Below are 20,060 nucleotides of genomic sequence, written 5' to 3'. Positions count from 1 at the left end.
TGTAATGTGGGGTAATTTGGAAAATGAGTTTTGAAGTGGAATTTATATCACTTTAACTTCAAGTTTAAAAGACTGTATTTTTCTAGTTTATACCCAATATTCAGCAAAAAATACCTGGCGCTACATTTGTATTTATATATTTAACCACAGATATTTTTGACCCATTGAAATGGCTTGATTCTAGAAATAGCAGAAATATATGAAGATATTATTAATATTTAATTTTCCAATTTAGAGGATGTTTGAAAAGTGGTATTCCGTAATTTTCATCACATTGCTACCCCCCTTTCCCCTATGCTTTGGGGGGAAACAATAAAAATCCAGTTCCCTCCCCTTTACAAGGGGAGGGTTAGGGTGGGGTAAAAAATATTTGATACATCAACCATAACTTTTCAAACACCCTCTTAGTTATAAGTAGAACGGCTTGAATAATTCAAAGTTTGTAGTGAGGAATTTATTCCTTATTTGAGGGCTGAAGCCCTTACTACGAAATCATCTCCAGATTTTTTACATTACTTAATCTACTTTGATTTATTTTCGTCTACTTACTTAGAAAAAAATAGCAGATAGATTAAACCACAATTCAGACAGGACTGCGTTGAGGAATATATAAGGTGTAGTGAAGCGTTGGCAAAAAAGATGTATCATAAATCATGAGGAGAAAAATGATACCTTAACCAATATTACAAATGGAACCATTAACAACTGGTGCTATTGCTGTTGCGACCGTACTTGCTACCAAAGCATTGGAAAAAATTGGCGAAAACATTGGAGACACCTTATCTCACAAAACTCAGCAGTTTTTGGAATTGTTGAAACAGCGACTACCTGGAACTTTCGCAGCTATTGAACAAGCACCAGAACAACCCCTTAATTATGGTCAAGCTGTACTGGAAATAGAAACCGCAGCGAAAACAGACCCTAATATTAGTCAAGCTATCCAGGAATTGGTCGCAGCAGCAAAAGCAGCACAAAATCCTAAAATAGCGGACATTCTAGCGACACCGAACTTAGAGAAATTAGCGGACAAAATTGGTATGGTTGTCATGTCTGGAGGGACAGGAACAATTAATACTATGAACCTTTAACCAGATTTAAAAACTAAAACTTCTGCTTGTGGGATTTTTACCCCCTCTTATGAAGCAGAGAAACAAGAAAATCCAGTTCCCTCCCCTTAGCAAGGGGAGGGTTAGGGTGGGGTTAAAAATATTTGATACATTATAAGCTTTATGAATGACAACTTTAGCAAGTTAGCAGATAAAATAGGTGCTGTTGCTTTACCAGGTGGTACAGTTCAGGTAAACACACAAAATATTGACGGACAAAAAAAGTTAACTCCCACTAAAGATATACCCTATCGTGGTTCTGTTCATTTTGTCGGACGAGAAACAGAACTGACAACTATCCATGAAGATTTGCGACGGGGAAATTATGTAGCAATAACCGGAATGGGTGGTTTGGGTAAAACTGAATTAGTTACTCAATACGCAACACAATATCAAGATCATTATGATGGCATAATTTGGTTTAATGCTAGACAACGTATTCTCGCAGCAGAAGTATTTGAGCTTTTTACATTAAAATTCGGTCTGGAAATTCCCCAAACTCAGGGAGAAAAGCTGCTAACTCTCCAACAACAGGTAGATTGGTGTTGGTTACAATATCCAGAAACACAAAAACCTGTTTTAATTGTCGTTGATGATTTAACTGATTTAACACAGTTACAAGATGTTGTTCCCCCAGAAACACGCTTTCGGGTTTTGATAACCACTCGACAACAACATTTAGACCCTAATTATATTCAAGAACTACCTTTAGAGGTTCTATTACCACCAATAGCATTAGAACTTTTACAAAAGCAATTGGGAAAAAATCATCAGCGAGTTGTCAATGAACCAGAAACTGCTACAGAAATATGTGAGTTTTTGGGAAATTTACCTTTGGGGATAATTTTAGTCGGAAGTTATTTAACAACAGATTTGGGACTTTCTCTAACTCAAATGTTAGAGGTTGTTTGAAAACTTTTTCGTGTGGGATCTGACACCCGCAGATCCCCCTAAATCCCCCTTGAAAAGGGGGACTTTGAGGAATTTAGCCCCCCTTTGTAAGGGGGGTTGGGGGGATCTCGATTAATTCTGATACTTTTCAAACATCCTCTTAGAACGGTTGCAAAAACGTAAGTTAGCGGAAACAGCTTTACAAAAAAGAGAAACTATCAATCAAACTCAATTGGGAATTAAAGCCGCTTTTAATTTAACTTGGGAAACACTGGATACTCAAACTCAATATCTGGGAGCATTTTTAAGTTTATTTTCTCCTCAGTTTATTCTTTGGGATTTGGTAGTTGAGGTAATTGAGTTTGAAGTAGAGAATAAGGAAAAACAACTAATTTGGACAAAGGAAGAATTAACTACCTCTAAAAAAAGACTTTATCAAGTTAACTTTTTACAAACAGGACAAGAATCACCAGAAGCTTATACAATTCATAATTTAGTGCGGTTGTTTTTGCAAGAACAGTTAGCAGAAGTTGGAGAAAAGCAGCTAATTCTCGAAAGAACTTTTATTACTTTTATGATATTCGTTGCTAGAATCCTTCCTCAATCACCCACTTCTCAAGATATTGAAAATTTCCAGTTAGTTGTTGTTCATTGGGAAGATTTAGGAAAACGGTTAATAGATGAAATTAACCAAGAAACAGCAGCAAAGAATAATTTACCAGTATCTATGGTTGCTGATGAAATCCTTTGGGTATTTGAAGGGTTAGGAAGATTTTATCAAGGACAAGGATTATATCAAGTAGCAGAATTTTGATGTCAGAAATTAGTAAAAGTTTGTCAAACTTTATTTACAGGCGATCATCCTGATTTTGCTTCTAGCTTGAACAATTTAGCAGTTCTTTACCGTAACCAAGGAAAATACAGTGAAGCAGAACCTCTCTACCTTGATGTTTTAGAAATGACAAAGCGGCTATTTACAGACGACCATCCTAATGTTGCTACTAGCTTAAACAATTTAGCATTTCTTTACGATAGCCAAGGAAAATACAGTAAAGCAGAACCTCTCTACCTTGATGCTTTAGAAATGAGAAAGCGGCTATTTACAGGCGACCATCCTGATGTTGCTACTAGCTTAAACAATTTAGCACTTCTTTACGATAGCCAAGGAAAATACAGTAAAGCAGAACCTCTCTACCTTGATGCTTTAGAAATGAGAAAGCGGCTATTTACAGGCGACCATCCTGATGTTGCTACTAGCTTGAACAATTTAGCAGGTCTTTACGATAGCCAAGGAAAATACAGTGAAGCTGAACCTCTTTACTTTGAAGCTTTAGCTATGTCTGAACGAGTGCAAGGAACTAATCACCCTAATACAATAATCTTTCGGAACAACTTGCAACTTTTACAACAGCAACTCATACCTCCTTCTTTTTATAAACGTTTGTTGAATAACCTATCAGTTGTGTTAACCTTACTATTGCATCGTCTACAACTACTAATCAAACGTATTATTATCTTTTCCTGGCGTTTGTTCCGACGTTAACAACAGCTTACCCAACTTTAATAAAGTATTACTATGCAGTTTTATTGTATTGCATTACAAAGATAAATTTTTATTTAACAGTTAAATTAGATTAATTTGCAATCTTGCTGCATTATATTACAGAATTAAAATTTTATTTTGCAGTTTTATTGTATTGTATTAAACTAATAACGTAAGTTGCTAGTTAGACACATTGTCAGAATCAGGATGTTCAGGATTAAAGGATGAACAGGATTAAAAGATGAATTTTATTATCAATTACCTATTACCAATTATCCATTACCAGCCTTAACTAAATAACTAGCAACTTGAGTTAATAAAATTATTGCTGCTGTAACCAACCTTCCAAATCTGCTACAGTTACAAAATCCAACAGCACATCACATAAATCTTCAATCTGTACTAATGATAACCGCTGTACCTGCGACAACAACTCATCAGGAATATTACCCAAACGCCGTTTTAAAAAACGTAATGTGATTATTTTTTCTCCCTCTTCCTTGGCTTCCTGTATCGCTCTTGGCTCTTCTAAATCTAATCCCAACATAGTTATAATCTCCTTGCGACTAAATTTTTTAAACTTGTAAACAATAATCGTCGTGATTAAATCTATTATCGCTGCTTCCGACTGTTTCCGCGCCTCAGCTAACAAAAACTTTGCTGCTTCTATTGCTTCAGTATCTTCCTTAATCGTCAGCAACATTAAACCTAATCCCAACGGTTGCTGCTGTACATCCCCCAATTCATCTAAATATACCCGACGAACTTGATCACCTGCTAATAAAGACCGATGAATCTTTAAATTTGATGGTTCTAAACTCCGCGAACCAAAAATTATCACACCATACCAATCATCATAACGAATAGAATGGCGATGGAGAAACAGGGATAATTCTGAAAAGAAGCGAAAATATAAATTTTCATCTTTTTGAAACTGCACTTCTGCAAAAAACACCACTGGAGAAACCGCATTAGCTGGAGGTAAAAACACCCCATCAATTCGGAAAGCTGTTTCTTTGACTTCCACCGATTCAAACTGATAACTATCGGCTTCTGCTGGTGGTTCATCTACTAATTCAAACAACAAACTAGGAAATTGTTTGAACAATTTATAAAAAATCGAATCCCGTCGCATTATTAATGAAAATTCTACTGTATAACAATTATATAGCATTTCCTAGTCTAATGAAGTACAAAATTATCTGCGTTTATCTGCGTCCATCTGCGTTTGATTATTAACTCTTGTACCTCACTTGAATGGGAATTGCTATATTTGATTTGTAAACACTATGACTGGATAGATTAAAATGTTTAATTGTAATCAAAAACTTATGCTTCTACTCCTCCCCTTATGGAAAAGAATATTAATTTAATTTTCGTAAGTTGGGTTGAATGAAGTGAAACCCAATATTGGCAGTAGGATAGTAAGATTTGTTGGGTTTCCTTGCGTCAACCCAACCTACAATAAATGTTGTTTTACATAAAGGGAACGGTAGAGCCAATTTTTCTAGTAAAATTCAGCACAAATTACTCTCTATTTAGGAGAAAGTACCTGACGCTACATTTTTTTTCATAAGTTTTTGTTGTTAATCTAAAGTTAGTTAATCAAAAATCTACTTAAAAAAGGAACTTGTAAATGATTATCGTCATGAAAGTTGGTTCCCCACAGGAAGAAATAAATCGGATTACCACAGAATTATCAGGCTGGGGACTAACACCAGAAAAAATTATTGGTCAACATAAAGTAGTCATTGCTTTAGTTGGGGAAACTGCGGATTTAGACCCGCCCCGCATTCAAGAATTGAGTCAATGGATTGAGCAAGTATTACGAGTGGAAGTACCCTACAAACGAGCCAGTCGCCAATTCCGTCATGGAGAAGCTTCTGAAGTGGTGGTGAATAGTCCTCAAGGTGATGTGGTGTTTGGTGAACATCATCCTTTGGTAGTTGTCGCTGGACCCTGTTCTGTGGAAAATGAAGAAATGATTGTAGAAACAGCACTGCGGGTAAAGGCGGCAGGAGCTAAGTTTTTACGCGGTGGGGCATATAAACCTCGTACTTCACCTTATGCTTTTCAAGGTCATGGTGAAAGTGCTTTGGAATTGTTAGCTACAGCCCGAAAGGTCAGCGGACTGGGGATTATTACAGAAGTAATGGATACGGAAGACTTGGAGAAAATTGGCGAAGTTGCTGATGTGATTCAGGTGGGGGCGAGAAATATGCAGAATTTTGCCATGCTCAAGAAGGTAGGAGCGCAACCGAAACCAGTGCTGTTAAAACGGGGTATGGCGGCAACTATTGAAGATTGGTTAATGGCGGCTGAGTATATTTTAGCGGCGGGTAATCCCAATGTGATTTTGTGTGAACGGGGAATTAGAACTTTTGACCGTCAGTATACTCGCAATACCCTAGATTTATCGGTTGTGCCAGTTTTGCGAAAATTGACCCATTTACCGATTATGATTGATCCTAGTCATGGTGTGGGTTGGTCTGAGTTTGTTCCTGCTATGGCGAAGGCAGCGATCGCTGCGGGTACAGATTCGCTAATGATAGAAGTACATCCCAACCCAGCTAAAGCCTTATCGGATGGACCCCAATCTTTAACCCCAGACCTGTTTGATAAATTAATGTCAGAATTATCCGTAATTGGTCACCTCATGGGACGGTGGCCAAATTAACGCCCCCATTCGCTTTTTAATATCCAATCCAAGACAATTCAGGGCGCAGACCCTGCGCCCCTACAGTAGGATATCACTATTTTCTAGAACTGTTTCATCTAGGCTTTCTTTAACCCTACGGATTGGTAAATTAGCAATTAAAGCCGTTGTCCGTTGGCTGCTTTCTAGGGAAAACTCCAAACCATCTGTTTCTATTTCGACATAGCGACAAACGATTTCCAGGATTTCCTGACGCATTTTTTCTAAAGTTTGGGGGTCTAAGTCCGCACGGTCATGGGATATTACCACTTGCAGACGACGTTTAACATCATCGCGGCTGTTATCGGGACTACGAGCAAAAAATTTTTCTAAAATTTCAAGAATCATTGCGGGTATGTGTAAGGCAGAAACACTGGCAAATAAATTAAACAATTTTTGACCACAACATCTTTCTCAACCGAGAGAAGATACTTTTACTAGATGAGTCAAGCTCCAGAAATTCGACAGTTTCCCCTTCCAATCTCCGAGCAATATTCTCAAAAGCGGTGGCAGCTAAAGAGGGAGTGTCTGATAATACTAAAGGTTCGCCCCGATTGGTAGAGACAATCACCCGCTCATCGTCGGGGATGACTCCAATTATGGGAATGGCGAGAAGTTCCTGAACGTCCTGTACAGACATCATATCATTTGCCTCTACCATTGCTGGTCTAATTCTATTAACTATTAAGTTAATCTTTTTGACACCTTGGGCTTCGAGTAATCCTACTACCCGGTCAGCATCACGGACAGCGGAAATTTCGGGAGTGGTGACAATCAGGGCTTCTTTGGCTGGTGCAGTCGCATTTTTAAACCCCATTTCAATTCCTGCGGGGCAGTCAATCATTACATATTCGTACTTTTGTGCTAGGGCATTTACCAGTAACTTCATTTGGTCAGGTGTGACGGATTCTTTATTGCGATGTTGGGTAGCTGGGAGGAGTACCAAATTAGGTTGTCGTTTATCTTTAACCAAAGCTTGTTCTAGACGACACTCCCTAGCCAAAACTTCCACCGCTGTATAAACAATCCGATTTTCTAGTCCCAGAAGTAAATCTAAATTTCTCAGTCCGAAATCTGCATCAATTAAGGCTACTTGTTTGCCTATTTTGGCTAAAGCCATTCCTAAATTAGCTGAAACTGTGGTTTTACCCACTCCCCCTTTACCGGAGGTAATGACAATAATGCGGGTCATGATAATGCTTTATGAGAGTTCAGGGAACAACAATAAAATATTTAAAGCTATTGATTGATTCTAACTTTAGTAACCTAACAGAAATTAATTACATATACAGCATATTGCAGGTAAATGAGGTACAAATTTTAATCATCAAGCCTTGCACCGAAAGGATTTTACTGCTGAATGTTGAAAGCTGCTGTAGATTCTTAACTAAGCAAGAATTTTAGATCAGATTTTGTGTAACTAATTGCGTCCGACTACTTAATTGACTGCGGGAAAAATCAGCGGCTTTAACAATGCGAATTCCTTCAGATGTAATATGTGCAACTTCAGGAAAGAAGCTGGTGAGGGTTTTTTCTGGTGATCTAGCGACAGCATCAGCAATTCGCAATTGGGTTGGTTCCATTTGCAAGGCCATGATCAGAGATTCCCGATTCCCACCGGCACCAGCATGGGCAACTCCCCGCAATCTTCCCCAAATGAGAATATCCCCATCGGCAATGACGATACCACTAGGATTGATATCTCCTAAGATAACTACCGTACCGGGATGACGAATTTCTACACCTGATCTCACTGTCATTTGCAGATAGAGGGCATCTGCTAGGGCGCTGGGAGTCGGTTGAATATCGGAAGTGAGGGATGTGTGGAGTTGGGTTTGTTCTACGGAATAACCCAGGGTACAAGCAGCGATCGCCGTTTGTCTCCGACTGGTAGCTACGGATTTTAGTTGAATTTGGTATGTATTTAAAGTTTCTGCCAAATCTTGCAATTGTCTATTATCTAACAATCTATCTTTTGCTACTAGATGCAGGGATGTATTTGGTTTCCGTAAGCGATCGCCCGCATTGAGACGCTGTTTCATTTGTTGCCAAATTTCCCACCAATTGAATTCTGATGGTGATACTTGAGATTCCGTGGGCAAAATCAATAATAGTCGCTCTCCTTCAGTCTTTAACTGAACTTGAATATTATGATCTACCTTTTGTCCTAGTAATTCTAAATCAGCACTTGGTAAATCAGATAAAATCGAACCAGATTCCCCCCCATTAGGAATCTTAGATTCTGGATTTTCAGCAGCAGAATTACCTTTTAAAAAGGCAATTACTGAATTTAACTCTGAATTAGGGATAACAGGATCAGATTCTACTTTATGATCAGCAAAATCTGGATTGATCTCGCCAGAGTTAGAATTATTTACCTCTTGATCAACTTGATGAAAAACTGATTCTGATTTAGAAAATTCAGCCTTTATTTCCTCAGATTTAGCAGAATTACCAGCATCTACATTATTTTCGACAGAATGAGAATTATTTACCTCTTGATCAATCTGATGAGAAATAGATTCTGAATTAGGAAATTCAGCCTTTATTTCCTCAGATTTAGCAGAATCAGAATTCATGCAGCACTAGCCAAAATACACTAAAATTTGAGATTTTCATAAAAGATTGAGAATGGGTAATTGGTAATTGGTAATTGGTAATTGGTAAGACTCTTGCCTCTTGCCTCTTGCCTCTTGCCTCTTGCCTATTCCCTATTTCCTATCAATCTTTGATAAACCGTTCCCAAAGCATCAGCATTGCCGACATTACCGGGAAACAATACAACTGGCAAATTAGGAAACAGGGGATGATCAGATGGTGTAATTACCATTGAACAACCTGCTAAAATTTGACCAAGTAATCGGGCTGAAGTTAAAGCCAGTCCCGTACTGAGAACATCATTAGAAGTAATACCCCCCTTACTGATGAGAAATCCTAGATCAGATGGTAAACCCTGGACAATATCCATAAGTAAAGCGGAAACTGTACTGCCAAAATCTAACCTAGTTTTGACATCTTTAAAAGCCAATTCCTGCCGACTAGTATAAATTACTGGTGTTTTACCAGCATTATGTACTACTTTGACATTTTCGAGAATCTCCGTTAGCAGTTTAGCAGATTCATTTACCCCACCATCAATTAATCTGCCAACATTAACTTCTATGCCTACCGTTCCCTCAACTTGTAATAATGATTCTAACTGTTGAGTTGTCTTTTTAACGTGAGAACCCACAATAATTGCACCAGGTTTACCATCGCGCACATATTTTGCCATACTTTCAGCAGCAATGGGTTGGGGTGGTAAGGCAGCCAAAGCTGTTAAAATACTCGCAGCAGAACGGAATAAAAACCGTTTTCCCCGACTTGCGGCTGTTAATACATCTACCGCAAAGATATTAAGATCATCTTGATGTTCTCCGTCTACGACACCACAGTGATTATTCTCAAGTTGTAACAAGCTTTCTAAACTACCAGCACGGATATCTGCGAGTAAAAATCTAGTAACAGTATCTTCTTTAATCCGTCCCTTGGTTTTTTCTTCCACATATTTAGGCAGATAGCTGTAATTATATCCAAAGACAGAATCACGAGCAAATTCTGTTTCATGTACGGGAGTGGGAACACCATCAATAATTAGATAGTGAATACTATCGCGGGTAATTCTTCCCCCTTCAAAAAATGCCGGCACAAGAAAATGAGCATCAAATGGACCGAGTTCTTCAGCAATAACATCAGTTTCTATAGGATAATGTCCGCGTAAGGTGGAGTCAGAACGACTAACTACGAGAAAATCCTCTATTTTTTCGGCTGCTAAGGCAAGTTTGAGGTTATGACAAACTTCTCTAGTTACAAATGCGGCTGCTTCTGGAGTCAGAGAACGAGTATTAGTTAAAATAAAGAAAATGGGAGCATCATCTTTTAATCCTAAACGTAAAGTTTCTACATCCCAACGCATCAATAATAAACAACTATGGACGGTTTGTGAACCAGTGGGATCATCATCAAGGACAATTATTTTAGGTTGGTTATTCATTTTAGGAAATTTAAACTAGACTTTCTGTAATTTTCACAAGTTCTGCTTGCACATCTAAGGCAATCTGTAATGATTGATTAAGAAGTTGAGCATATTCACTAGCTTGACTACTAACTGGTAAGGTTTGCAGATTAGCTAAATTATTTACCACTAAATCTTGGTTATTAGCAAGCAATTTTTTATTATCGCGCAAAATCCGTTCACTTTTTAAGGCGCGAAGTAAATCTTCTCTAATCAGTTATAGTGCAGATATTACCTGTTCTCTGTCGCTAATGCTACTTTGGGAGTTACCAGAATTAGTCAGTTGATCATGAATATCTATAGCTTGAACGACTTGATGATATTTTTCAACTTCGTCTAGTAGGATTGTCAAGATAAAAATGATGGGCTGTAGTGTGAGCGAGACGCTCACGCGGGCATCTTGCCCGCACTACCAAAAACTTGAACGACTTGATGATATTTTTCAACTTCGTCTAGTAGGATTGTCAAGATAAAAATGATGGGCTGTAGTGTGAGCGAGACGCTCACGCGGGCATCTTGCCCGCACTACCAAAAACTTGAACGACTTGATGATATTTTTCAACTTCGTCTAGTAGTTTGTCAAGATAAAAATGATGGACTGTAGTGTGAGCGTCTCGCTCACGCGGGCATCTTGACCGCACTACCAAAAACCCGTCAAAATAAATTTGACAGACTACTAGTAGGATTGTCAGTGCGTGGGGACAGATTTTTTCCGCCAGAGCGATGTCTAGGACGGGCTATGCCAACGCCCCAAAACCAGCCAAATAATCAGGAGCAGTTTTAACCCCCAAAATAATTTTTGTAACAATTGCCACAATTTCTTAAATTTGCCCTGAAAATGAATTAATTAAGATAAATTTTTAATAAAACTTTAACTATCTATTGATGTAAATCTCAGCTACTAAGCCAAGAAAGTGCTATGGTGAAGAAGATAATTGGGCATTTACAAATGACACTCACCTAAGTGTTAAATACTCGTGTTGTTCTGTAAAAAAACTGATAAAATCGAACCGTATTTGTTAACCAACAAATACAATATCTGACTCATCATTAACAAAAAACCAAAAGATAGATGAAGTATCAAGGTTATTAGGATAAAAAAAACTAGAAAACATCAGAAAATTCTGATTGATAAACTGTCAAAAACACAACTATTTCAGCTAATATACATGAACCAATCTGTGAAACGTTACTCACCGCTCCAAGCTGCCCTGATTGGTGGAGCGATCGCCACAACTGCTACTATATCCGTATTTGGTCAAGCTTTGACACGCTCAGTTCATGCGGCTTTACAAGACAGTCCGAAAGCCTTAGTTGACCAAGTTTGGCAGTTGGTGAATCGTGAATATGTTGATGAAAAATTTAACCAACAAGATTGGCAAGCAATCAGACAAAGCCTATTAAGTAAAGACTATACTTCTAAAGACGAGGCTTATGTAGCAATCCGCGAAGCTTTACAGAAACTAGGTGATCCCTACACCCGGTTTATGAACCCCAAACAATATGAATCCTTGACTAGTCAAACATCTGGGGAAGTATCCGGGATTGGGATTCGGATGCAACTAAACGAAAAAACCAAACGCCTGACCGTTATTGAAGCGATAGAAAATTCTCCAGCCCTGAAAGCCGGACTCAAATCAGGTGATGAGATTATCGCAATTGATGGTAAATCTACCCTGAAAATGAGCGTGGAAGATGCCTCAAAGTTGATTCGTGGGCAGATAGGTACTTCTGTTAGTTTGGATTTAGAAAGAGCAAATAACAAATTTAAAGTTAAATTAACCAGGGTGACAATAGAAGTTCCCACAGTCCGATATACCCTCAAACAAGAAGCTGGTCGGAAAGTTGGGTATATTAGATTACAAGAGTTTAGCTCTCATGCCGCTGATCAAATGCGTGTAGCCATTCGCAAGTTGAACGACCAAAAAGTTGATTCCTACGTTTTAGATTTGCGAGGTAATCCTGGTGGTTTGTTAAATGCGAGTATAGAAATTGCCAGGATGTGGTTAGATGACGGTCATATCGTCAAAACCGTAGACCGCAAAGGATCGAGCGCTCAAACACAAGCTAATCGGACAGCCATTACCAAACTACCTTTAGCAATTTTAGTTGATGGTAATTCCGCCAGTGCTAGTGAAATCCTCACCGGCGCACTCAAGGATAATAAACGGGCTGTAGTTGTTGGTAGTCAAACCTTCGGTAAGGCTTTGGTACAGTCAGTCCATGAACTAGGAGACGGTTCAGGTTTAGCAGTGACTATTGCCCATTACTATACACCCAATGGTACAGATATCAATCATAAAGGGATTGCCCCCGATATCAAGCTAGACTTGACCCAAACTCAAGAACGCCAATTAGCTTCTAATCCGAATTTAATTGGTACAAATAGCGATCCCCAATATACCCGTGCCATTGCTGTTCTTTCTAATGGCAAATTAGCACAATCAGTGACAAATCAAAATCCTCAGTCTATTAGTGTCAATGCTCAAGACTTGAAGTTTTAGCATTTTGTGTAGGTTGGGTGAAGCGATAGCGCAACCCAACGCTCATGTTGGGTTATGGCTAACGCCTCCCGTCAGAGATACGTACCATTGCTGGGCGAAAGTAAACGTTCCACAACCCAACCTAGGAATCAAGAGTTAATACATAAATTTCCTATCTTCTTCTACTACCAAAACCGGAAGAACGGCGACTTGAAGAACGGCCACCACTACCAAAACTACTACCAGAATTGCGGCGAGTAGAGCTAGAATTACCAGAAGGTGTAAGGGTACTACCACCAAAACCAGAACCAGAAGCTCGTCCAGTTGTTGTAGTCCGGTTGGCGGTTCCTGAAGACGAATTTCTGATGTTTCCTGTAGTGCGGAAAGTGGTGCGATTTCTCACTGCTGCGGGTGGTTCATTGTAGCGAGAACGGTAACTAGAAACAGCCGAATCATAGCTAGAACCATAGCCACCATGACCATTCATGATCCCACCTGGCTGATAAACGGGGGGAACATAATATTGAGGTCTAAACAACATACTACCAATAGCTTGACCAGCGACGTTACCAACTAAAGCTCCTGCAAAAGGGGCCCAAAAGCTACTTTGTTGGCGCACAATCACAGTTTCCGGTTGTCCGGTTTGGGGATTGTTTCTGGTTTCGGTGACGTTGTGGACGTACTCAAGTTTGAAGTCCTCGGTCATGTATAAGACTGGCTGACTATTTTCTACTTTTAAGTAAGTTTTCTTACCTGCTTTGATTTCATCATCAGTCAATCGTGCCATTTGCAGCTTTTCTGTGGCAAAGCTGGGGGGATTGTTATTGAGTAAAAACAAGGTATACTCACCATTGGCATCATTGTATGTACCCTGTTGTACTTCATACTGACCATCATTTAACTTGGTGGGAGTAGCAGTTTGGCTAATATTCTTAGTTGGAGAATTAGCTTGGTTTCCTCCCCCGCAAGCGACAGTTGTTAAGCACAAAGTTAAGGCTAAACAAACAACTGTAAGTTTACGTAGTATACTGATAATCATTGTGTTCATGTTTGTTTTCGGGTACTAATTACAGACTAACGAATCATTTACAGTGGGATCAATTCTGGATAATATTCCAATAATTGATCACTGGAAAGTTCATCACCTAATTGGGCTGGAGAAAAATGCACTTGGATAGCGCGGAGTTTATGTTTGTAGTGTAGATTAATTACGGCTTTAAAGGCTGCTTTCAAAGCTGGGATGTTGGCTAAATCAGTTTCTAACTCGGTAATTTCCCCTTCAGCAGCGACTGTAATCATGACAACGATGTTACGGGTGACAGGAAGTGATAAGGGCTGATTTGAGGAAGTGGAATTAAAATCAAGATTAGCCCCATATCTTTGGGCTGAGTCTGTGAATAGTTCATTGACATAATCTCCTGCTTCCCCTTGATTCCAAAAGACATCACCTTCATTAGCAGCAGCAAACCAATATTCATCATATTGTAGGAAAGTTTGGCACAGTTGCACCAATTCTTCTCCTAAAATATCCAGATCACCGTCAGCATTAATCGCTGTTCTAGCACTACTGTTGAGGACACCTAAGATTGGCGCTACTTCTTCTCCGTTTAAATGCAAGAACAAACGACAGACAATATAGCGAGTTTTTCCCATCATGCGATTAAACATTTTTTGTCTCCTGTAATTTCAGTAGATGTTGTTCACAACTGGATACTTACCTTTTTAATTTTAGTAGTCAGGAGTTAGTGGAGTATTGTTGTCTCAACTCCTTTTTGATTTTCTATATCTATAGGTGGACGCACACACAGATACATCAAAGCTCCAAACACAGGAATGATCGCAAATAACCAAAATAACTGATTATTTTGCCAACCTCGTCTTGTCATATCATCTCCTAACAACGTGGGAAATAATAGACTCAAGATGATAAAATCCAAACTCATGACGTGAATAAATCGGCTGGTTTCCCACTGTTGTCGAAAATTATCCCAGTCTCCCTGTAAACTATAGGTAAATAAAACCGCCGCACCTAAAGTTAATAAAATTCCAAAAATGCGAGAATCTAGTAATTTGAGAAATAATTTTTTTTTCCCTACAAACTTTTGATTGGGTTCTCTTAAAGCTAAATATGGTAAAAGCCCAAAAGCCCCAATAGCAAAAGCAGCACTAGCAAATGGCCAAGCAGGTATTTTTTGACCTCTACCATCAAAAAATACCACTGCACTATATATAAAAGGCCAAATTCCCATGATATTAAATAAACATATAATCAGCGGATTAATCCCTTGCCAATTTCCTGTAGAGAGATTTTTTATCAACTCAAAAGTATCCGGTTGTTCAGGAGGAGCAAAGAAAAAGGCATAGGAAACAAATCCTAGCCATAGTAAGCCAAAAGTGATTTTTCTGATCATGAATTTATGGAAATTAACTAAAAGCTTCCGAGAGATAATTTGCTGCTGCTGCGACCACAGCGATCGCACTCTCATAGTCTAACCTAGTTGGACCTAAAACTCCCACACTTCCCACTGGCACAGAACCCCGACGATAAATAGCAGAAATCAAAGTACAGGTGCGAATAGGTTCAAGAGGATTTTCTGTCCCAATCCGCACCGTTACTTTAGACTTATTTGTATCATCCATTTCTGTTTTTTCACAAATTAAATGCCAAAGTTGGTCTTGTTCTTCTTCCAACAATTGCATAATTGTCTGTACCTGCTGTACTTGAGAAAACTCAGGTTGTCGTAAGACTTCTCCAATCCCCCGCACCATAATTTGTGTAGTCGTTGGTGCAAGAGCGCGATGAGTCAATTCTACCAAAGAACTTTTCAAAAATTCGCCATAAACTCGAAATTCTTGATCTAATTCACTCCAGTCAAGATAGCCTAATTCTAATAAACTCCTTCCTCGCAAATGACTATTCAAAAAGTTAGAAACTATCTGCAATTGATGATCAATTACCTCCGGTTCAGGTTTAGTTACTGATGATATTGAAAATAAATCCATCACCTTAGAATGGGTTTCATAACTATCTGTCACCACAATCAACATAATCTTCCCGGATTCAATTTGCACTAGTTGCAAATGTCGTAACTTTGCTGTCGTGGTTTGTGGCATAGTAATTAAAGTAATACAGCCGCTTAATGTTGCTAAAATTTGGGCTGCACCTTGTAATAGAGCCTCTAAACTCCAATCTTCCCAATGCAAATGTCTTTGTAATGCCGTTTCTACCTCTTTAGCTAAAGTTTCTGATGGTTTAATTAGTTGGTCAACATAAATCCGATAACCAGAATCAGAAGGAATTCTTCCCGCAGAAGTATGTGGTTGATAAAGTAACCCTGATTTTTCTAAAACACCCATCACATTGCGAATAGTAGCCGAGCTAATACCTAAATCAAATCCTTCAATTAAAGCTTTAGAGCCAACAGGCTCTGCTGTCGCAATGTAATGACGTATAGTCGCCCAAAGTATATTTTGTTGCCGATTAGTTAGATGGACTTGCATAGGTGATATTTTTACTGAAGGCAAACCTTAATCAAAATCTGAAAAAATGCGTGGTTTTTACCACCAAACCCCAAAAAAGTATTAATTATTAATTAATGCAAGATAGCAAATTATATACTTAATATTGTCCGCTTTATGTAAATTAAAAATTTGCAAGCAATATCAAAGGTTGTAGCTTTTTCCTTAGTCGTAATTTATATTTCTGTCACCGAAACTAGGTTGTTTCAGTGTCTAACTTACATAAATCTCTATGTTTTTCTGGATCATCTCATGACATCCTCAAATAAACTGTAATTTTAGCTACAGAATATTAGATGCTACTGCGTAAGTTGGGTAGCTATAGTCGGAAAAATCCTCTTGATCAAGCTTTTCGAGGGTTGGTTAAGGTGGTGCGAACCATGCTTTTGCTGCTATTCTCCAGCGGCGATAGTACATATTCACTATATTGAATCTGCATTGGTTTTTCTCTCGGTTTTTGATGATGAACAAATGCGCGAAGATTACGGGTGGTAAATCATGACTTCACAACAAGCCCAAAGTGTTGCTCAAGAATTAGGTGATATTCTTCCCGAATGATGAGAAATTACAAGCAGAAATTCACCGATTGAATCGGAAAAGTTTTATTCTATTGGAACAGGTGAAAATGCTCCATGATTGGTTAGATGGTAAGCGACAATCACGGTAGTCTGGTAGGGTGCTAGGAGAGTCAAGAACGGGTAAAACTATGGGTTGTGATGCCTACAGACTCAGGCATAAACCTAAACAAGAAGCAGGAAAACCGCCAACTGTGCCTGTTGCTTATATCCAAATACCGCAAGAATGTAGTGCTAAGGAGTTATTTGCCGCAATTATTGAGCATTTGAAGTATCAAATGACTAAGGGAACGGTAGCAGAGATTAGAGATAGAACACTGCGGGTTCTCAAAGGTTGTGGGGTGGAAATGCTCAAGCCAAATATTTGAAATTTCCAATTATAAATGATATAATATAGGTGTGGGCGAACGTCGGCTTCATGCCGTGTGTTTGGGTAGCTTGTCTACTTAGACCTAGCCCACAAACCATTTTAGTTTATCTAGTAATAGCGGATTGGAATCGGTATACCACTCTCCATAGTTCTTATTTCGCCGATCATCTAAATCCATAATCACCCTGTATTTTTGAGCAAGTGGCATAAAATACTTATCTTCGTGACGTTCATATAATCTTTGTAAAGCCCATAGGTAGTAATCAACAACCTGCATTTCATGTGGTTTAGATAAATTTACCATCACAATTATCGTTCTAGCTCTCCCTTTATGATTTTTCCGGAAAAATATGGCGTAAATCCTTATCCTGATTAGGTTTGAGGCTTTAATATTCTCAAAAATAGGGATTCCTACGGAGCAATTCGTTATCGCTCTTAATTTAGATAAAACCCATATATAGCAATGGTTTTGGACATCTAAAAGTGATATTTAATCACAAGGGTAGCGGTAGAATCATAAATATTAAATGCCAAGTTTATCAAATAAAATCTTATTACGCAATTTTGCATCTTTGATAACTTTATCAAATGATAAAACTTCAATGTAAGCATTTGTATTTTTATTAAAGTTAAAATATCCATTTTGATCAGGAGTTATAATATAACCAAAAGTATTTTCTAAAATATTTCTGACATTACTTGTTAAATCGCAAATAACATAGACATAAAAAGGTGTTGTTGGAGTCACATGAATTAATCTGCCATTTCTATCTTCTAAATTATTAGCCCTTATTTTAGCAATATAAGAAGAGACTTGAGATATAGGATTTTCATCTTCTTTATCATAATCTTTTCTCATAGGTCTTTTAAATTCTACTATTGTTATAGAAGAATAAGGAGTATTTTGAGTATCAACAAGAAGAATGGGATTATTAAAAATAATAATATCTGGTCTGCTTGAGCTATCTACCCTAAGAGGATCTGGTAATTTATTTAAAGGAATATCAGATGACAAATGATAATGATAAGATAATCTTTCATCTATAATCCAAAGATTTTGTTTTTGAAAAGAATTTATATCATCTGAGGTAGCTCTCATAGGAAATATAATTTCATGAATTTCACTTTCCAAAGGATATCTATTTTCATCATTACGCGCAAGATGCCTAGTGAATAATTCAATTATAATTTTTCTATGAACAACATATTCCGCAAGTTTATTAACGCCAAAATCATTATGTTTTTCTAAAAATTTAGAATACTCTTGACGATATATTGGAAATTTATCAAAATTTTCTATAGGCTCACTTAGTATTTCTTCAGATTGTTGTTTTAAAGATAATTCAAGGCGTGATTTAATCTTATACAATTCAGTATCTAATTTTTCAGATGATAAACCTGGTTTAATCGAAGCCAAGTCCTCTTTAGCATATTTCAGTAATGGACGATACTGAATAGCTTCATGCACAATATATTTTTGAATTTCTTGAAGTTTATTTTCCTGAATTTTCTCTAAATAAGGTGATAACTCTTGAGACAACAAAGTCACTAATTTTTCACGAATTTCTTGATAAGAAATTAAACCTAATTGTTCTGATAAACCTTCGTGAACCTCAATAATGTTATTAAATCCCAATCTTTCTTGATTTACATTTTCATCAAAAAATTTACTAGAAACAAAAGCTAAATAAACAAATTTTTTACCATTTTGATAATCTTCTATCTTACTATTTTCTAATAAATTTGGAATCAATTTGTGTAATTGGTGTGAAATTACAGTGCGATGATTAGCACAATAATAAAGAGTATGTTTTAAATCGGAAGAATTATAATATTTAATTCCTGTTACAGTAAATTCATTATTTTTAATATTGATAGAATAACTATTAGAAAAAGCTTCTAAATACTTGCAAAAATAATCATTTATATCAAAATTATTATTTCCATCAATTACATTAATTCTAGGAGCTTTACCTAAAACAAAATAAGATATGCAATGCTCTAAAATCCTTCTTCCGATAGTTTCAACTTTTTGTGGAAAATTATCTCTATAAGGAGGTAAAAAATTTAAAAAATCAATCTTCGTAAAATTTTGACAATCTTCATCAGATAAAGAAATACAGGAAATTTGTTTAACACCGTTATGTTGAAAATTAAATTCTAAGTTTCGTTTATAAAAGCCATTTTTGGAAAAAATGCTTTCAATATGAATGTCTGCAAAAGCTTTAAGCCAAAGAAATCTACCAATACCCTTTGAGCCTCTTGATTTCTTGTATAAACTGTCAGAAGTAGAAAAAGATTGAAAATTATCAGAATTAAATCCTATGCCATTATCAATAACAGACAATCCTACTACCTTAGCAAAATTTCCATGATCAATAAGCCCTGATTGATAATCTTCTCGTATAAGAGTAATGTCAATAAATCCATTGCTAATTTTTCTATCTTCAATAGCATGAATAGAATTAATAACTGCTTCAAACAAAGGAAACAAAGATTTGCTTTCTGGTAAAGGAATGTTATTGACTCTTCCTTCTAAACTGATATCCATAATTTAAACAGTATTTTTCAATCCGAATAAACAACAACAACATCTTATCATACATATAAATAGAAATACTACTTTATGATAGAACTGCTATTAAAGTATTATCCTGAAACTTTAATTAACAAACCAAACTTAGCTATCACAGAAGCTGATGACCCAAGTAACACACGAAAACACTACATACTTTACTTCACATATAATTCCAGCGTGTCCCTCTTTTATAGCACGTTCAATATACGTTACGTTAATGACTCATTTAATACTAGTCATACATTA

At 37.3% G+C, this 20,060-nt stretch carries 19 protein-coding genes and 3 pseudogenes; 10 read left to right on the top strand and 12 right to left on the bottom strand.

The window, feature by feature from the left end; translation table 11 throughout:
- Nucleotides 1-689 precede the first annotated feature (689 nt).
- The 5 genes and pseudogenes from ANA_RS08245 to ANA_RS23470 all read left to right on the top strand — a co-directional run bounded on the left by ANA_RS08245 (nucleotide 690) and on the right by ANA_RS23470 (nucleotide 3,540).
- Complete coding sequence (locus ANA_RS08245; protein WP_015079604.1) at nucleotides 690-1,088, top strand: hypothetical protein; 399 nt, start codon at nucleotides 690-692, stop codon at nucleotides 1,086-1,088.
- 141 nt (nucleotides 1,089-1,229) lie between these two features.
- Nucleotides 1,230-2,018, top strand: coding sequence for an NB-ARC domain-containing protein (locus tag ANA_RS08240; RefSeq protein WP_015079603.1), 789 nt, complete (start codon nucleotides 1,230-1,232; stop codon nucleotides 2,016-2,018).
- A gap of 148 nt (nucleotides 2,019-2,166) precedes the next feature.
- Nucleotides 2,167-2,811 (top strand): hypothetical protein, encoded by a 645-nt coding sequence (locus ANA_RS26990; protein WP_015079602.1) that lies wholly within the window; start codon nucleotides 2,167-2,169, stop codon nucleotides 2,809-2,811.
- Between the two features lie 15 nt (nucleotides 2,812-2,826).
- Nucleotides 2,827-3,057: pseudogene (locus ANA_RS28140) on the top strand (tetratricopeptide repeat protein); the annotation flags it as partial.
- Nucleotides 3,058-3,081: 24 nt separating this feature from the next.
- Nucleotides 3,082-3,540: a tetratricopeptide repeat protein gene (locus ANA_RS23470; protein WP_371260402.1), complete on the top strand. Its 459-nt coding sequence runs from the start codon at nucleotides 3,082-3,084 to the stop codon at nucleotides 3,538-3,540.
- 322 nt (nucleotides 3,541-3,862) lie between these two features.
- Here the strand turns inward: ANA_RS23470 and ANA_RS08230 are convergent, their stop codons facing one another.
- Nucleotides 3,863-4,675 carry a DUF2887 domain-containing protein gene (locus ANA_RS08230; RefSeq protein ID WP_041458313.1) on the bottom strand — a complete coding sequence of 271 codons (813 nt, stop codon included), beginning with the start codon at nucleotides 4,673-4,675 and terminating at the stop codon, nucleotides 3,863-3,865.
- Between the two features lie 501 nt (nucleotides 4,676-5,176).
- Here ANA_RS08230 and aroF point away from each other — a divergent pair.
- A complete protein-coding gene (gene aroF / locus ANA_RS08225; RefSeq protein WP_015079599.1) occupies nucleotides 5,177-6,217 on the top strand; it encodes a 3-deoxy-7-phosphoheptulonate synthase in 1,041 nt (346 codons plus the stop codon).
- Nucleotides 6,218-6,277: 60 nt separating this feature from the next.
- Here aroF and minE read toward each other — a convergent pair whose 3' ends face one another.
- The 5 genes and pseudogenes from minE to ANA_RS08200 form a co-directional block, all read right to left on the bottom strand.
- A complete protein-coding gene (gene minE, locus ANA_RS08220) occupies nucleotides 6,278-6,583 on the bottom strand; it encodes a cell division topological specificity factor MinE (protein ID WP_015079598.1) in 306 nt (101 codons plus the stop codon).
- 37 nt (nucleotides 6,584-6,620) lie between these two features.
- Nucleotides 6,621-7,427 carry a septum site-determining protein MinD gene (gene minD, locus ANA_RS08215; protein ID WP_015079597.1) on the bottom strand — a complete coding sequence of 269 codons (807 nt, stop codon included), beginning with the start codon at nucleotides 7,425-7,427 and terminating at the stop codon, nucleotides 6,621-6,623.
- Between the two features lie 208 nt (nucleotides 7,428-7,635).
- Entirely contained in the window at nucleotides 7,636-8,814 is a 1,179-nt protein-coding gene (gene minC / locus ANA_RS08210) for a septum site-determining protein MinC (RefSeq protein ID WP_015079596.1), read from the bottom strand.
- Nucleotides 8,815-8,939: 125 nt separating this feature from the next.
- Entirely contained in the window at nucleotides 8,940-10,268 is a 1,329-nt protein-coding gene (locus tag ANA_RS08205) for a four-carbon acid sugar kinase family protein (RefSeq protein WP_015079595.1), read from the bottom strand.
- A gap of 10 nt (nucleotides 10,269-10,278) precedes the next feature.
- Nucleotides 10,279-10,641: pseudogene (locus ANA_RS08200) on the bottom strand (hypothetical protein); the annotation flags it as partial.
- 817 nt (nucleotides 10,642-11,458) lie between these two features.
- On the opposite strand from ANA_RS08200, the gene ctpB reads away from it, so the two are divergent.
- Nucleotides 11,459-12,793 (top strand): carboxyl-terminal processing protease CtpB, encoded by a 1,335-nt coding sequence (gene ctpB / locus ANA_RS08195; protein WP_015079592.1) that lies wholly within the window; start codon nucleotides 11,459-11,461, stop codon nucleotides 12,791-12,793.
- 151 nt (nucleotides 12,794-12,944) lie between these two features.
- Here ctpB and ANA_RS08190 read toward each other — a convergent pair whose 3' ends face one another.
- From ANA_RS08190 to hrcA, 4 genes are all read right to left on the bottom strand, one after another.
- A complete protein-coding gene (locus ANA_RS08190) occupies nucleotides 12,945-13,811 on the bottom strand; it encodes a hypothetical protein (RefSeq protein WP_041458312.1) in 867 nt (288 codons plus the stop codon).
- A gap of 47 nt (nucleotides 13,812-13,858) precedes the next feature.
- Nucleotides 13,859-14,440, bottom strand: a complete 582-nt coding sequence (locus tag ANA_RS08185) for a DUF1517 domain-containing protein (RefSeq protein WP_015079590.1) — start codon at nucleotides 14,438-14,440, stop codon at nucleotides 13,859-13,861.
- A gap of 74 nt (nucleotides 14,441-14,514) precedes the next feature.
- Nucleotides 14,515-15,183, bottom strand: a complete 669-nt coding sequence (locus tag ANA_RS08180; RefSeq protein ID WP_015079589.1) for a hypothetical protein — start codon at nucleotides 15,181-15,183, stop codon at nucleotides 14,515-14,517.
- Nucleotides 15,184-15,196: 13 nt separating this feature from the next.
- Complete coding sequence (gene hrcA, locus ANA_RS08175; RefSeq protein WP_015079588.1) at nucleotides 15,197-16,273, bottom strand: heat-inducible transcriptional repressor HrcA; 1,077 nt, start codon at nucleotides 16,271-16,273, stop codon at nucleotides 15,197-15,199.
- 317 nt (nucleotides 16,274-16,590) lie between these two features.
- Between hrcA and ANA_RS28465 the strand changes: the two are divergent.
- From ANA_RS28465 to ANA_RS27485, 3 genes and pseudogenes are all read left to right on the top strand, one after another.
- Nucleotides 16,591-16,689 (top strand): annotated as a pseudogene (locus tag ANA_RS28465) (hypothetical protein); the annotation flags it as partial.
- 140 nt (nucleotides 16,690-16,829) lie between these two features.
- On the top strand, nucleotides 16,830-16,958 hold the full coding sequence (locus ANA_RS28135; protein ID WP_256370257.1) for a hypothetical protein: 129 nt from the start codon (nucleotides 16,830-16,832) through the stop codon (nucleotides 16,956-16,958).
- A 39-nt stretch (nucleotides 16,959-16,997) separates the two neighbouring features.
- Nucleotides 16,998-17,234: a TniB family NTP-binding protein gene (locus tag ANA_RS27485; protein WP_235081994.1), complete on the top strand. Its 237-nt coding sequence runs from the start codon at nucleotides 16,998-17,000 to the stop codon at nucleotides 17,232-17,234.
- 84 nt (nucleotides 17,235-17,318) lie between these two features.
- Here the strand turns inward: ANA_RS27485 and ANA_RS08165 are convergent, their stop codons facing one another.
- Entirely contained in the window at nucleotides 17,319-17,543 is a 225-nt protein-coding gene (locus ANA_RS08165) for a hypothetical protein (protein ID WP_235081993.1), read from the bottom strand.
- Nucleotides 17,544-17,759: 216 nt separating this feature from the next.
- Nucleotides 17,760-19,787 (bottom strand): ATP-binding protein, encoded by a 2,028-nt coding sequence (locus ANA_RS08160; protein WP_015079586.1) that lies wholly within the window; start codon nucleotides 19,785-19,787, stop codon nucleotides 17,760-17,762.
- Nucleotides 19,788-20,060: the final 273 nt, after the last annotated feature.

The sequence above is a fragment of the Anabaena sp. 90 genome, from assembly GCF_000312705.1.
GTDB lineage: Bacteria > Cyanobacteriota > Cyanobacteriia > Cyanobacteriales > Nostocaceae > Dolichospermum > Dolichospermum lemmermannii.
The sequence above is the reverse complement of the archived record's forward strand: the minus strand, read 5'-3'. Positions and strand labels throughout refer to the sequence as shown.

What these genes read in the sequence shown, in the direction of transcription:
- minE (WP_015079598.1), bottom strand. Translation starts at nt 6,583, where the DNA reads ATGATTCTTGAAATTTTAGAAAAATTTTTTGCTCGTAGTCCCGATAAC.
- ANA_RS08230 (WP_041458313.1), bottom strand. Translation starts at nt 4,675, where the DNA reads ATGCGACGGGATTCGATTTTTTATAAATTGTTCAAACAATTTCCTAGT.
- ANA_RS08160 (WP_015079586.1), bottom strand. Translation starts at nt 19,787, where the DNA reads ATGGATATCAGTTTAGAAGGAAGAGTCAATAACATTCCTTTACCAGAA.
- ANA_RS08185 (WP_015079590.1), bottom strand. Translation starts at nt 14,440, where the DNA reads ATGTTTAATCGCATGATGGGAAAAACTCGCTATATTGTCTGTCGTTTG.
- hrcA (WP_015079588.1), bottom strand. Translation starts at nt 16,273, where the DNA reads ATGCAAGTCCATCTAACTAATCGGCAACAAAATATACTTTGGGCGACT.
- ANA_RS08245 (WP_015079604.1), top strand. Translation starts at nt 690, where the DNA reads ATGGAACCATTAACAACTGGTGCTATTGCTGTTGCGACCGTACTTGCT.
- aroF (WP_015079599.1), top strand. Translation starts at nt 5,177, where the DNA reads ATGATTATCGTCATGAAAGTTGGTTCCCCACAGGAAGAAATAAATCGG.
- ANA_RS08190 (WP_041458312.1), bottom strand. Translation starts at nt 13,811, where the DNA reads ATGATTATCAGTATACTACGTAAACTTACAGTTGTTTGTTTAGCCTTA.
- minD (WP_015079597.1), bottom strand. Translation starts at nt 7,427, where the DNA reads ATGACCCGCATTATTGTCATTACCTCCGGTAAAGGGGGAGTGGGTAAA.
- ANA_RS08205 (WP_015079595.1), bottom strand. Translation starts at nt 10,268, where the DNA reads ATGAATAACCAACCTAAAATAATTGTCCTTGATGATGATCCCACTGGT.
- ctpB (WP_015079592.1), top strand. Translation starts at nt 11,459, where the DNA reads ATGAACCAATCTGTGAAACGTTACTCACCGCTCCAAGCTGCCCTGATT.
- ANA_RS23470 (WP_371260402.1), top strand. Translation starts at nt 3,082, where the DNA reads ATGAGAAAGCGGCTATTTACAGGCGACCATCCTGATGTTGCTACTAGC.
- ANA_RS08180 (WP_015079589.1), bottom strand. Translation starts at nt 15,183, where the DNA reads ATGATCAGAAAAATCACTTTTGGCTTACTATGGCTAGGATTTGTTTCC.
- ANA_RS27485 (WP_235081994.1), top strand. Translation starts at nt 16,998, where the DNA reads ATGGGTTGTGATGCCTACAGACTCAGGCATAAACCTAAACAAGAAGCA.
- minC (WP_015079596.1), bottom strand. Translation starts at nt 8,814, where the DNA reads ATGAATTCTGATTCTGCTAAATCTGAGGAAATAAAGGCTGAATTTCCT.
- ANA_RS08240 (WP_015079603.1), top strand. Translation starts at nt 1,230, where the DNA reads ATGAATGACAACTTTAGCAAGTTAGCAGATAAAATAGGTGCTGTTGCT.